Source organism: Mumia sp., assembly GCF_028803055.1.
Classification (GTDB): domain Bacteria; phylum Actinomycetota; class Actinomycetes; order Propionibacteriales; family Nocardioidaceae; genus Mumia.
This window is the reverse complement of sequence record NZ_JARBCJ010000003.1, coordinates 33,909-46,397: the sequence shown is the minus strand read 5'-3', so window position 1 is coordinate 46,397 and position 12,489 is coordinate 33,909. Positions and strand designations below refer to the sequence as shown.

At 71.9% G+C, this 12,489-nt stretch carries 12 protein-coding genes; 4 read left to right on the top strand and 8 right to left on the bottom strand.

Annotated features, from left to right (window positions below):
* Positions 1-898 (bottom strand): class I SAM-dependent methyltransferase (locus PV363_RS00825; RefSeq protein ID WP_301021485.1); only part of this gene is annotated, 898 nt, incomplete at its 3' end.
* A gap of 128 nt (positions 899-1,026) precedes the next feature.
* Here PV363_RS00825 and PV363_RS00820 point away from each other — a divergent pair.
* Positions 1,027-3,789 carry a LuxR family transcriptional regulator gene (locus tag PV363_RS00820; protein ID WP_301021484.1) on the top strand — a complete coding sequence of 921 codons (2,763 nt, stop codon included), beginning with the start codon at positions 1,027-1,029 and terminating at the stop codon, positions 3,787-3,789.
* Positions 3,790-3,809: 20 nt separating this feature from the next.
* On the opposite strand, the gene PV363_RS00815 is transcribed toward PV363_RS00820, so the two are convergent.
* Complete coding sequence (locus PV363_RS00815) at positions 3,810-4,418, bottom strand: O-methyltransferase (protein WP_255559593.1); 609 nt, start codon at positions 4,416-4,418, stop codon at positions 3,810-3,812.
* Between the two features lie 243 nt (positions 4,419-4,661).
* On the opposite strand from PV363_RS00815, the gene sigE reads away from it, so the two are divergent.
* Complete coding sequence (gene sigE / locus PV363_RS00810) at positions 4,662-5,267, top strand: RNA polymerase sigma factor SigE (RefSeq protein ID WP_220343873.1); 606 nt, start codon at positions 4,662-4,664, stop codon at positions 5,265-5,267.
* A complete protein-coding gene (locus tag PV363_RS00805; RefSeq protein ID WP_220343874.1) occupies positions 5,267-6,553 on the top strand; it encodes a zf-HC2 domain-containing protein in 1,287 nt (428 codons plus the stop codon). Before sigE ends, PV363_RS00805 begins: the two co-directional genes overlap by 1 nt.
* A 39-nt stretch (positions 6,554-6,592) precedes the next feature.
* Here PV363_RS00805 and PV363_RS00800 read toward each other — a convergent pair whose 3' ends face one another.
* From PV363_RS00800 to PV363_RS00775, 6 genes are all read right to left on the bottom strand, one after another.
* Positions 6,593-6,922 (bottom strand): sec-independent translocase, encoded by a 330-nt coding sequence (locus tag PV363_RS00800; RefSeq protein WP_220343875.1) that lies wholly within the window; start codon positions 6,920-6,922, stop codon positions 6,593-6,595.
* 32 nt (positions 6,923-6,954) lie between these two features.
* On the bottom strand, positions 6,955-8,100 hold the full coding sequence (locus PV363_RS00795) for a P-loop NTPase (protein ID WP_220343876.1): 1,146 nt from the start codon (positions 8,098-8,100) through the stop codon (positions 6,955-6,957).
* Positions 8,101-8,128: 28 nt separating this feature from the next.
* Positions 8,129-8,671: a DUF1003 domain-containing protein gene (locus PV363_RS00790; protein ID WP_220343877.1), complete on the bottom strand. Its 543-nt coding sequence runs from the start codon at positions 8,669-8,671 to the stop codon at positions 8,129-8,131.
* Positions 8,668-9,918: a CBS domain-containing protein gene (locus tag PV363_RS00785; RefSeq protein ID WP_301021483.1), complete on the bottom strand. Its 1,251-nt coding sequence runs from the start codon at positions 9,916-9,918 to the stop codon at positions 8,668-8,670. Before PV363_RS00785 ends, PV363_RS00790 begins: the two co-directional genes overlap by 4 nt.
* Before the next feature lie 95 nt (positions 9,919-10,013).
* Positions 10,014-10,775 carry a hypothetical protein gene (locus tag PV363_RS00780; RefSeq protein ID WP_220343878.1) on the bottom strand — a complete coding sequence of 254 codons (762 nt, stop codon included), beginning with the start codon at positions 10,773-10,775 and terminating at the stop codon, positions 10,014-10,016.
* A 110-nt stretch (positions 10,776-10,885) separates the two neighbouring features.
* Positions 10,886-11,437, bottom strand: a complete 552-nt coding sequence (locus PV363_RS00775; RefSeq protein ID WP_220343879.1) for a hypothetical protein — start codon at positions 11,435-11,437, stop codon at positions 10,886-10,888.
* Between the two features lie 79 nt (positions 11,438-11,516).
* Here PV363_RS00775 and PV363_RS00770 point away from each other — a divergent pair, with 79 nt between their 5' ends.
* Positions 11,517-12,395 (top strand): DMT family transporter, encoded by an 879-nt coding sequence (locus PV363_RS00770; RefSeq protein ID WP_220343880.1) that lies wholly within the window; start codon positions 11,517-11,519, stop codon positions 12,393-12,395.
* The last annotated feature ends 94 nt before the right edge of the window (positions 12,396-12,489 follow it).

Below are 12,489 nucleotides of genomic sequence, written 5' to 3'. Positions count from 1 at the left end.
TCGAGAACCCGTAGTAGGCGCGACCGACAGGCGTCAGGTTGTCCTCGACCCGGTCGCCGGCCATCGGCTCGACGATCATCCAGACGCCGTCGTCGGCCAGCATGTGGTGCACGTGCCGAGCGGCACCGACCGGGTCGCCCATGTCGTGCAGCGCGTCGAACGTCGTGACGACGTCGTACGCCTCGTCACCGAGGTGCTGGGCCGACGTCACCTCGAAGGTCGCCCGGTCGGACACCCCTGCGGCCGCGGCCCGCTGACGGGCGACGTCGATCGAGGCCGCGTGGTAGTCCGAGCCCACGAACGTGGAGCTGGGGTAACCCTCGGCCATCAGGATCGTGGAGGCGCCGTGACCGCAGCCGATGTCGGCGACGCGGGCGCCCTCCCGGAGCTTGTCCGCCACACCCGCGGCGGGAAGCCACGCATCGACGAGGTAGGCCAGGTAGCTGGGCCGGAAGAACCGTTCGCAGCCGTCGTGCACGTCACCGTTGTGCTCGTGCCAGCCGACCCCCGCGTCGTCCCGCGCCGCCTCGACGACGCGCTGGGAGTCGGCCACCGTGCCGAGCGCGATCTGGAAGAGACCGGGCAGGAAGGCCGGACTCGACTCGTCGGTGAGCGCGACGGCGTGCTCTGCCGGGAGCACATACCGCCCGGTGTCGGGCTCGTAGCGGACGAAGGAGCCTGCCGCCTGGGCATTGAGCCACTCGCGCGCGTACGGGAGAGCCGTACCGGTCCGCTCGGCGAGCTCCGCAGGCGTGAGCGCGCCACCGTCGGCCAGCGCCCGGTAGTAGCCGAGCTTGTCGCCCAGGACCACGAGCGCCGCGTTGAGCGTCGCACCGACCTCGTCCACGGCTCGGAAGACGAAGGACATCAGGACGTCCTCGTCGATCTGTGCAGTCATGTCACCCTCCTCGGTGATCCGTCGATGCCCGCGACGCTAGGGATCGGGGGCGTGTCGCCGCATCCGGTGACCCCCCTGGTTCGTCAATCCCGCGGCTGTAGGCCCCCCGGGTGACTAGCCTCGGGAGCATGCTCGTCGGACGAGCGCGTGAGTGCGCCGCGATCGGCGCGCTGGTGGCGCGAGCACGCGGCGGTGCCAGCGGTGCTGTCGTCGTCGTGGGCGAGGCCGGGATCGGCAAGTCCACCCTGCTCCTGCAGGCCAGGGAAGCAGCCGGTTCCGACGTCCAGGTCCTCGCGACGGCAGGAGCCGAGCCCGAGCGCGACCTGCCGTTCGCCGGGCTCGCGCAGCTCCTGCGGCCGCTGCTCGGCCACCTCGACGCCCTGCCGGCCGTGCAGGCGGACGCGCTCGCGCAGGCGCTCGCCCTCCGTCCGGGAGGTACGGGGGAGGCGCCCGCTCGCGCCGGGGAGCGTTTCGTGATCTCCGCGGCGACGCTCGGGCTGATCAGCCGGGCAGCCGAGGAACGCCCCCTCCTTCTGCTCGTCGACGACCTCCATCACCTCGACCGCCCCTCCGTCGACGCGATCCTCTTCACCGCCCGACGGCTCCTCACCGACGCGGTCGCGGTGGTGCTCGCGACGCGACCGGGTGCTGCCGTCGGTGAGCTTGTGGCCGACCTCGACCGTCTCGAGGTTGGTGGACTCAGCCGCGAGGAGTGCGACGCGCTCGTCGTATCCCGCGGGCTCTCCGCCACGCAGGCCGAGCGCCTGCACGCCGTGAGCGAGGGCAATCCGCTCGCTGCCCTCGAGATGGTGCGTACGCCAGACCTGCTGGCGCGGGATCTCGGCGAGATCCCGGTGCCCCGACTCATCGAGGAGGCGTTCACCGGCCGTCTCGGCAGCCTGCCGCCCCTCGCACGCACCGCACTCACCGTCGCGGCGCTGGCGGGCGACGTCGACCTCACGACGCTGGGCCGGGCGTGCGCTACGGCCGGGAGCGACCTCGCGCACCTCGCCGATGCCGAGCAGGCGGAGCTGGTCGACCTGGGGCTCGACCGTGTCCGGTTCCGGCACCCGCTCATGCAGGCGTCGCTGGTGCAGGCCACGGCGCCACCTTTGCGGCGGCAGCTGCACCGGATCATCGCCGACGCGCTCCCCACCGGCGACCTCGACCGGCGGGCGCAGCACCTCTCGGCGGCGACGATCGGCCCCGACGGAGAGGCGGCCGCGGTGCTCGACGCGGCGACCGCGTCCGCGGCACGGCGTCGCGCATACGCGGTGGCGTCGCAGTGGGGCGAGCGGGCAGCGCACGCGAGCGAGGACCCGGAGGAGCGCACCCGGCGACTCGCGCTCGCCGGCGAGCACGCCTGGCTCGGGGGCCTGGCCGACCGCGCCCTGGAGATCTTCGGGGAGGCGGTCGCGGGTGCTCCCACAGGGCCGGCCCGTCGACGCGCGCTGGCGCTGCGGGGGGTGGTGGGTGCGCGGTGCGGCTCGTTGGTCGAGGCGCGCGCCCTCCTCCTGGAGGCGTCGGGTCCGGTCGCCGCCGACGACCCCGACCTCGCGGTGGTGCTGCTGGCGGAGGCGGTGTATCTGTGCGTGTACCTCTGTGACGGCGCCGGAGCGCGCACGGTCGTCGCCCGGCTCGACGCGCTGCGGGAGACGGCCACCGCACCCCGCAGCCGGCTGCTCGGCGACCTCGCCGCGGGCATCGGGCGGCTGATGACCGGTGACGGCGAGGCGGGCGCCACCCAGATGCGCCGTGCCGTGGCCGCGGCGGGAACGGGCGATCTGATCGACGATCCCCGGTGGCGGGGGTGGCTGCTGCTCCCGCCGATCTGGCTGCGCGACTCCGGCGACTCGCGGGCCCTGGTCGACGCGGTGGTCCTCGACGCACGTGAGCGCGCGGCGCTGGGGACGCTGCCATTCCTGCTCTTCCACGCCGCGCGCGACGATGCGACGACGGACCGGTGGACGTCGGCGGAGGGGGCCTACCGCGAGGCCATCGCGCTGGCCCGCGAATCCGGCCAGCGCACCGACGAGGCGATCTCCCGCGCCGGACTCGCGTGGCTGCTCGCGCGTCGCGGATGCGAGGACGAGATGCGGGCCGAGTCACAGGAGGCGGAGCGTCAGTGCGTGCGGAGCAGACTCAACTTCGGCAGGGCCTGGCTCCGCTTCGCGGCGGGCGACCTCGCGGCCGGCCTCGGCCGGTACGAGGAGGCGGTCGAGCACTTTCGTGCGCAGCAGTCGCTCGTACGCCGCTTCCGCGTCGTCGACGCCGACCTGTCTCCGGCCCCCGAGCTGGTGGAGTGCCTCGTCCGTGTCGGTGACCTGGACGGTGCCCGTGCTGAGGCGTCCGCGTTCGCCCTGCTCGCCGACACCAAGGGTCAGCCGTGGTCACGAGCCCGCGCGCACCGGGCCCTGGCGCTCGCCGGCGTGACGCCGGACGCGCGGTTCGCCGCCGCTCTCGTGGAGCACGCCCACAGCCCGGACGCGTACGAGCGGGCGCGCACCCAGCTCGCGTTCGGGGCACACCTGCGCCGCACGCGGCGGCGCAGCGAGGCGCGTGAGCACCTCAGGGAGGCGCTCACCACGTTCGACCGCCTGGCCGCCGCCCCGTGGGCCGCGCAGGCCTCCGCGGAGCTCGCCGCGACCGGTGAGCGGGTGCAGCGGCGCGCGCCGGGGGCGGAGCAGCCCCTGACCCCGCAGGAGCTGCAGGTGGCCCGTCTCCTCGGCGAGGGACGGACGACACGAGAGGCAGCGGCGGCACTCTTCCTGAGTCCGAAGACGGTGGAGTACCACCTGCGGCACGCCTACATCAAGCTCGGGATCTCCTCGCGTGCGGAGCTGGCTGCGAGGCTGAGCGAGGATGCCGAGCTCCGCGCCCCGGCAGGGTGAGCGGCGGCTGGTCGAGAGATCTAGCTCCGGACCTGGGCCACGAGCAGGCCGTCCCCGACGGGGAGCAGCGCCGGCATGAACCGGTCGTCGTCGAGCAGCGAACGGCCGATCTCGCGGACCGCGACGGTGTCCTCGTCGCGTCGCGCCGGGTCGGCCACCCGGTCGTGCCACAGCGCGTTGTCGAACGCGAGGACGCCGCCGGGACGCAACAGGCGCACCGCCTCCTCGACGAAGAGGGGGTAGTCGCGCTTGTCGGCATCGACGAACACCAGGTCGTACCCGCCGTCGGCCAGGCGGGGAAGCACCTCCAGCGCGGAGCCGGAGATGAGACGGAACCGGTTGGAGGCGATCCCGGCTTCGGTCAGGGTCGTGCGCGCGAGCCGCTGGTGCTCGGCCTCCCGGTCCACGGAGGTCAGGACGCCGTCCGGGCGCATGCCGCGCAGCAGCCACAGGCTGGAGACACCCGTACCCGTCCCGACCTCGACGACCGCGCCAGCGTTCGCGACCCCCGCCAGCAGACGCAGTGCCGCGCCGCCACCCGGGCCGATGGGCACCACGCCGACCTCGTCCGCCCGGGCACGGCCGTTCTGCAGCGGCTCGTCCTCGACGACGAACTCCTCGGCGTACAACCAGCTCTGCGGCGTGATCGCGGTGGCGATGACGAACTCCTCTCACAGGCCGGGAATCCCGGCACCTGGGCCACAGCCTAAGGCATGGGAGAGGGGTCGCCGCGGACGTCAGCACGCGCCTCGCCGGTGCCGTGAAAGCTCGTGCGACTCGGCATCATGGGGAACGTCCAGGTCCGTCTCATCGTTGTCTCAGTTTGTTGGTAGACGATAGTTGTCCGACCAACACAGGAGGTCGTCAGACAGATGGGCACGACCACGCAGGACGCCGGCACGCAGACCCACGACCAGAACGGGGTCGGTACCTGGGAGGAGATCGTGGAGCAGCACTCCGCGCGCGTCTTCCGGCTCGCCTACCGGCTGACGGGCAACCAGCACGACGCCGAGGACCTCACCCAGGAGGTCTTCATCCGTGTGTTCCGCTCGCTCGACTCCTTCAAGCCCGGCTCGTTCGAAGGATGGATCCACCGGATCACCACCAACCTCTTTCTCGACCGCGTCCGCCGGAAGTCGAAGTTTCGGTTCGACCGGTTCGGCGAGGGCGCCGAGGAGAGGCTGACCGCCACCGACCCGTCGCCGGAGAGGGCCTGGTCCGACGCGAGCCTCGACGCGGACGTCGAGACCGCGCTCGCCTCGCTGCCGGAGGAGTTCCGCGTCGCCGTGGTCCTGTGCGACATCGAGGGTCTGTCCTACGAAGAGATCGCCGACGTCCTCGGCGTCAAGCTCGGGACGGTCCGCTCGCGGATCCACCGCGGGCGCAAGCAGCTCCGTACGGCGCTGGAGCACCGTGCCCCGTCCGGAGCGCGTACACGGTTCGCAGGCCCTCTCGACCCGGCGGTGGCACCCCGCTGATGGCACACCTGGGAGATCGCGTCGCTGCGTACGTCGACGGACAGCTGCCCGTCGACGAGGCCGCGCGCGCGGACGCTCATCTGGCGGCCTGTGACGAGTGCTTCGAGGCCGTCCTGGCCCAGCGTGCCCTCAAGCGGCGCATGACCGGCCTGTGCACGCCTCCGTCCCCCTCCTCGACGTTCCTCTCGGCCCTCTCCGACCCAGCGCGGCTCGCTGCCGCCGCTCCGCCGTCGCGGCTGCACCTGATCTTCGACCACGTCGTGGTCCGTGTCGGCATCGCGGCCACCGGGGCCTCGGCGGTGCTCGCCGGCATCGCCTACGCGGTGGGCGCACCCGCCACCCCGGCCGACACCGTGGCTCCGCCCGTCGAGCAGTTCGTCGCCCAGTTCCGCGGCGAGGCCGACCCGATCCAGCAGAGCGTCGGCGCCGTGGGCGGCTCTCCGAGCGACGTGGCGCTGGTGGTCGCGCCCGGCCACGCCGTCGTGCCCACCCGGAGCGACTCGACGGAGGCCGTGTCGCTCCTCGAGGAGGCCCTCGGCTCGTCGGTGAGCGTGCGGCTGCTCGCCAACCGCTACGATCTCTCCGTCATCCGTTCGAGGCCAGGCAGGTCGGAGGTCATCGCCGCCGACGACGGCCGCCGTGTCGCCGCATACGTGATCGAGGACGCCGACGGACGTCTGCGCCAGGTCGTGCGATACGCCCAGCAGGAGATCGCCGATCCCGTCTTCCGCGCTGTCCGGCCGGTGCCGCGGACCGAGGGCATCCCGGTGCACGAGGCATCCGCTCCGCTCCAGGAGACCGGACGCGTCGCCGCAGACGACCTCGCCACCGAGCACGGGGTGCAGATCGACACCGCCACGATCGACCGCCTTGCCATGACCGGCTGGCCGTGTCACGACCGCCTCGGACGGTCCCTCGAGCGGGTCGGCGCCCGGTGGGTCGACCTCTCCGGGGACAAGGGCATCGCCCTGACCTACACCGACGGCCGGTCCACGGTGACCGTCTACGAGCAGAACGGCGCCCTCGACCGCGACGCGGTGTCGGGCTTCGCGCGCCACGACGTGGGCGACGCGGAGGTCTGGGTGCGGGAGGGGACACCGTCGGTCGCCACCTGGGACTACGACGGCATCGTGTTCACCGTCGTCACCGACGCGCCCGCCTCGCGCCTGCGCGACGTGATCGCCGACCTCCCCCAGCAGCCGCACCGCAACGGGATGCTGGACCGGGTCCGTACGGGGTTGGAGCGACTGACTGCCTGGACGACGCCCGGCTCCCGCGACGCCTGAGAGACTCAGGCCCCGCCAGCGGCGCACAGCCCGCAGGCCCTAGGTCGCGTCGACGTCGAACGGAGCCGGCTCGCCGGGCTCGAGGGGGCGGGACGTCGCTCGGGAGGAGGGGTTGGACGTCGGATCGTCGTCGTCCAGCGTGCCCTTCATCATCTCGCGCGGGTCGAGGCCCCGGATGTCGTCTCGCAGCGAGGTGAAGTCGTCGCCCATCTCTCGCTGGAGGTCGGCCTTGGCGTTGTCGGCCATCTGCCGGACCGTGCGGACGAGGCGGCCGAGCTGCCGTGCGAACTCCGGCAGGCGCTCAGGTCCGAAGACGAGGACCGCGACGATCACGATCACCGCCATCTCCGCCACGCCGACGTCGAACATGCGCGAAGCCTAGCCGCAGGCCGGCGGAGACGTCAGCGGCCGGTCGGGGAGAGCCCGAGCTGCATCCCGGCGAGTCCGCGGGAGCGGCCGGACAGCGTCGAGGCGACCTGCTTGAGCACCTTGGCTGCAGGGCTGTCGGGTGCCTCCTCCACGATGGCCACGCCGGTGTCTCCGCTGATGCGCATCTGCTGGTCGAGCGGGATCTGTCCGAGGAGCGGGACGTCGTAGCCGAACCGGGCGCTCAGCGTCGCGGCGACGGTCTCGCCTCCACCCGAGCCGAAGATCTCCATCCGGTCGCCGTTGGGCAGCTCGAGCCACGACATGTTCTCGATCACGCCGACCACGCGCTGGTGCATCATCGACGCCATGGTCCCCGCACGCTCGGCGACCGAGGCAGCGGCGTCCTGCGGCGTGGTGACCACCACGACCTCCGCGTTGGGGAGATGCTGGCCGAGGCTGATCGCCATGTCGCCGGTGCCCGGCGGGAGGTCGAGCAGCAGCGCGTCGAGGTCGCCCCAGTAGACGTCGGAGAGCATCTGCACGAGCGCACGGTCGAGCATGGGGCCGCGCCAGGCGACGACCTGGTCCTTGCGCGGCTTGAGCATGCCGATGCTCATGACCTGCATGCCGCGGACCGGCACCGGCATGATCATGTCCTCGACCTGGGTCGGGCGGGCGTCGCCGACACCGAGCATGTCCGGGATCGAGTGGCCGTAGATGTCGGCGTCGACGATGCCGACCTTGAGACCCTGAGCGGCGAGGGCTGCGGCGAGGTTGACGGTGACCGACGACTTGCCCACACCGCCCTTGCCGGACGCGATCGCGTACACCTTCGTGAGGGACCCGGCGGCGGCGAACGGGATCTCCCGCTGCGTCTGCCCACCGCGCAGCACCTCTTGGAGGTTCTTGCGCTGGTCCTCGTTCATGACACCCATGTCGACGCGGACGTCGGTGACGCCGGGCACCTTCGTCACCGCGGCGGTGATGTCGCGGTTCAGCGTGTCCTTGAGTGGGCAGCCGGCGACGGTGAGGAGGAGCCTGACGGTGACGGAGCCTCCGTCGATGTCGACGCCCTCCACCATGCCGATCTCGGTGATCGGACGACGGATCTCGGGATCGTTGACGGTCGACAGCGCCTGGTTGACGGCGTCGGGGTTCACCAGGGTCTCAGCGGGCATGTCATCGATGCTACGTGCGCCCTGGCAATCACAAGGGCGTCGGGTCGGGCTGACCGTCTGCCGCCTCGTCCGGCGACGACCTGACCCGGTCCTCGATGTCGTCGACCAGCCCTCGCAGCTCCGAGCGCAGGAAGTCTCGGGTGGCCACCTCGCCGAGCGCCAGACGGAGGCTCGCGACCTCCCGGGCGAGGAACTGCGTGTCCTCGTGCGACCGGGCCGACTGCTCCCGGTCCTGCTCCTGGGTGACCCTGTCACGGGCCTCCTGACGGTTCTGCGCGAGCAGGATCAGGGGAGCGGCGTACGAGGCCTGCAGCGACAGGATCAGGGTCAAGAAGATGAAGGGGAACGGGTCGAAGCGCAAGGAGTCCGGGCTCAGGCTGTTCCAGAGCAGCCAGGCCGCCACGAACACCGTCATCCACGCGATGAAGGTCGCCGTCCCCATGAACCGCGCGAACCCCTCGGCGAACCGGCCGAAGGTCTCCGCGTCCACCCGGCGGCGCCGGCTGCGGCTCCAGCGGTTGGGGTCGCGGGGCTGGTCGAGCCGCACTCGGCGGTCGTCGCGGTCGCTCATAGCGCTCCCTCCGGCTCCTGGTCGCGCCAGCCCTCCGGCAGCAGCTCGTCGAGGACGTCGTCGACCGTGATGGCCCCCACCAGGTGGTGGGAGTCGTCGACGACGGGGCAGGCGACGAGGTTGTACGCCGCGAGGATACGAGCCACCTCGTGCAGCGACGTGTCGGGCCGCGGCCAGTCGATGTCGTTCACCGCGATCGCACCGACCAGCGACGAGGGCGGCTCGCGCAGCAGGTGCTGGAAGTGCACCACCCCGAAGAAGCGTCCCGTCGGCGTCTCGAGCGGCGGCCGCGCCACGTAGACCAGCGCGGCCAGCGAGGGCGACATCTCGGGCTCCCGGATGCGGGCGAGGGCCTCGGCCAGGGTGGCGTCCGGCGGGAGGATGACCGCGTCGGAGGTCATCAGGCCACCCGCCGTGCCCTCCTCGTAGTCCATCAGCCGGCGGACGTCCTCGGCGTCCTCGGGCTCCATCAGCGCGAGCAGCGCCTCCGCGGTGTCCATCGGCAGCGTGGCGATGACGTCGGCCGCGTCGTCGGGAGACATCTCCTCCAAGACGTCGGCCGCGCGCTCGGGGTGGAGGCGGCCGAGGATCTCGACCTGGGCGATCTCGGGCATCTCCTCGAGCACGTCGGCGAGCCGCTCGTCGTCGAGCTCGGCCGCGATCTGCGTCCGCCGCAGGACCGGCAGCTCCCGCAGCGCGTTGGCGAGGTCGGCCGGGCGCATCTCGTCCATGGTCGCGAGGAGGTGGGTGGCGCCCTGCGAGGGCTGCTCGCCGGCGAGATCGGCGACGTCGCCCCAGTCGACGACGACGCCGTGGCCACGCCGTCCGAAGCGGGCGCTGCGGCTGCGCACGGCGACGTCGGAGAGATACCAGTCCTTGGTGCGGTCCTGCTCCATCGCGACGTCGTAGACCACGACCCCGTCGAGGTTCTGAGACGGTACCCGCACCTTGCGGTCGAAGAGCTCACCGAACACGAGCGTCTCGGTCTGGCGCTGCTCGAAGCGGCGCAGGTTGAGGACGCCCGTGGTGATGATCTGGCCGCCCTCGAGCGACGTCACCCGTGTCATCGGGAGGAAGACGCGCCGACGACCGAGCACCTCGATCACCAACCCCAGCACCCGGGGGAGGCGGCCTGCGCTGCGCTGCGTGACGACGACGTCGCGCAGCTTGCCCACCTGGTCCCCAGCGGGGTCGAAGACAGAGTGCCCGGCCAGCCTGGCGAGAAAGATCCGGCTCGTCGAGGTCACGGGGGTCAGCCTAGCGGCGTCCGGGCAGGAGGCCGGACGTACGACGCCCCGCCACCGCGGCGCGGTGACGGGGCGTCGGAGGCCTGAGTGTCAGGTCAGAGCTTGATGGTGCCGCGGCTGTAACCACCCTGGACGGTCTTGGTCGCGGGGATCTTGAGGCGGTACTTGGCGCGCTTGGACGAGTAGAAGGTGAAGCCGGCCTTGCCCTTGCGGTTGAGGCGCAGCGCCTTCTTCTTCTTCCACTTGCCCTTCTTGACCTGGACGACGACCTTCTTGCCGCGGTACGGCTTCCAGCCGGTCGGGCTGTAGTAGCGGACCCCGACCTTCACCTTCTTCTTCGAGCCGGTGCTCTTGATGGAGATGACGTTGCGGTACTTGAGGTTGCCCTCGATCGCCGACTTGATCGTGAAGCCACGGCCGGCGACGCTGGCGTCGGTGAACCAGCGGATGTTGTTGTTGCCGTCGTTCCACTGGACGCGGACGTTGGCGACGCGGAACGCGCCACGGCCCCAGCCGTTCTTGAACGTGAAACCGGAGGTCGTCGACTGGTAGGTGTTGCTGACGTAGGCGAGCTGCTGGTTGGCCAGCAGACGCGTCGAGCCACGGTAGATGTCGCCGTACACGGTCACGCGGCCGTACTGGCCGAGCGACCCGACCTGACGCATGTCGGTGGCGGTCTGCATGTACTTCGTGCTGTAGCTCATGTAGGGGCCGGACGAGGACGCCACGCGGATCGACGTCACGTCGATCGGCGAGGTCGCTGCGGCGGCGGGGGCGGCGGACGCGAACGCGAGGCCGGAGAACGCGAGCGCGCCCCCTGCCACGACGGCGGCGGCACGCTTGAGGAGCGAATTCACGGAGGGAGCCTTCCTGGGCGGACGAGGGGTGCGACAGGAACATAACTCATGGGAAGTCCACCAGTCGGGGCTTCGGCCATGGTGGTGGCTTCAACTATTTGCGCCCCGACTCAGGCCTCGGAAGACCCCGAGAGGCGAGGGGCGCGACGCTGGCGGTGCAGGGCGAAGGGGCGGCTGCGGACCGTACGCGCCGGCGACTCCAGCGGCTGCTCGCGCTGCGCCCTGTCGTCGAGGTGCCCGGGGGAGGACAACAGCTCCATCGGGCGGAGGCGTACGACGACGCACTCGCGCGCCCACCGGGCCACGGCCTCGTCAGCCTCGAACAGGTTGAGGCGGTCCGCAGCGAGCACCGCCGTGACCTCCTCCCACTCGGGGTGGTCGGGACTGATCTCCTCGACGGACGCGCTGACCCTCGCGACCTGCGCCCGGGTCGACTTCGCGCGCAGGTCGAGGACGACCTCGCGCTCGTCCCGGATCCCTGGCAGCGGCTGCTCGTCCCCGCCGGCGACGACGCAGACGGCGTCCTCGTGCCAGACGTGCCAGACCGGGTGCCAGGCGTCGGCGTACACGATCCAGAGCAGGCCCGACTTCTTCGCCACCTCGGCCACGAAGGCCCGGCGGAACAGCGCGTCGAAGTCGCCTGCCGGCTCGCTGGGGTCCATGCCCGACAGCATAGGACGGGGATCGTCTGCGCGGCGGCCGCGTCGGCGGTACGGCGGCCGCGCCACGCATACTGCGCAGGTGACCGTCATCCTCGCCGCCGTGGCCGTGCTCGGCGTCTCGCTGTCCGGACCCCTGATGGCGGGGACGCAGGCGCCCGCGCTCGCCATCGCGTTCTGGCGCAACGCCCTCGCCGAGGCGATCCTGATCCCGGTCGCCGCAACCCGCAACCGACGCGAGCTGAGGGCGCTGACGGCGGTCGACGTCCGTACCTGCCTGTTCGCCGGAGCCGCGCTCGCCGCGCACTTCGCGACGTGGATCAGCGCGCTCAAGCTCACCTCCGTCGCGGCCGCGACGGCGCTGGTCTCGATGCAGGTCGGTTGGATCGCGCTGATCGACCGGCTCCGGGGCAGACACGTCCGGCTCGGTGTCGCCGCCGGGTTGGCCGTGTCGTTCTCCGGCGTGCTCGTCATCACCGGTGTCGACCTCAGCCTGTCGCGCGAGGCCGTGCTGGGGGACGGGCTGGCGCTGCTCGGGGGCCTGAGCGCGGCGATCTACACCGTCGCGGGGGCCCGGGCGCGGGAGACGCTGTCGACGACGTCGTACACGGTGCTCTGCTACGGCGCGTGCGCGCTGATCCTGCTGGTGGCCTGTCTGGTCTGGCGGGTGCCGCTGGTCGGGTTCGAGACCACGGCCTGGCTGGGCATCCTCGCGGTGACGGTGACCGCCCAGCTGCTCGGGCACTCGGTGATCAACCACCTGCTCGCGGTGATGAGCCCGATGGTCGTCTCGCTGGTGCTCCTGCTCGAGGTCCCGGGGGCGGCGCTGCTCGCCACCGCGATGCTCGGGCAGGCGCCGGGCCTGGGGGTCTACGTCGGTCTGGCCCTGATCATCGTCGGGCTCGCCGTCGTCGTGACGCGGCGCCCACCGCGCCGTACCGAGGTGCCCGACGCCGACTGACCCGCACTCCCGCACCCCGCGCCCATCGCACCCATCCCATCCGCGCGATTCGGTGAGGAGATCGGGGTTCTGGCCCGAGCGGAGTCGATCTCCT

What these genes read in the sequence shown, in the direction of transcription:
- PV363_RS00795 (WP_220343876.1), bottom strand. Translation starts at nt 8,100, where the DNA reads ATGCCCGCTGAGACCCTGGTGAACCCCGACGCCGTCAACCAGGCGCTG.
- PV363_RS00820 (WP_301021484.1), top strand. Translation starts at nt 1,027, where the DNA reads ATGCTCGTCGGACGAGCGCGTGAGTGCGCCGCGATCGGCGCGCTGGTG.
- sigE (WP_220343873.1), top strand. Translation starts at nt 4,662, where the DNA reads ATGGGCACGACCACGCAGGACGCCGGCACGCAGACCCACGACCAGAAC.
- PV363_RS00790 (WP_220343877.1), bottom strand. Translation starts at nt 8,671, where the DNA reads ATGAGCGACCGCGACGACCGCCGAGTGCGGCTCGACCAGCCCCGCGAC.
- PV363_RS00800 (WP_220343875.1), bottom strand. Translation starts at nt 6,922, where the DNA reads ATGTTCGACGTCGGCGTGGCGGAGATGGCGGTGATCGTGATCGTCGCG.
- PV363_RS00775 (WP_220343879.1), bottom strand. Translation starts at nt 11,437, where the DNA reads ATGGACCCCAGCGAGCCGGCAGGCGACTTCGACGCGCTGTTCCGCCGG.
- PV363_RS00805 (WP_220343874.1), top strand. Translation starts at nt 5,267, where the DNA reads ATGGCACACCTGGGAGATCGCGTCGCTGCGTACGTCGACGGACAGCTG.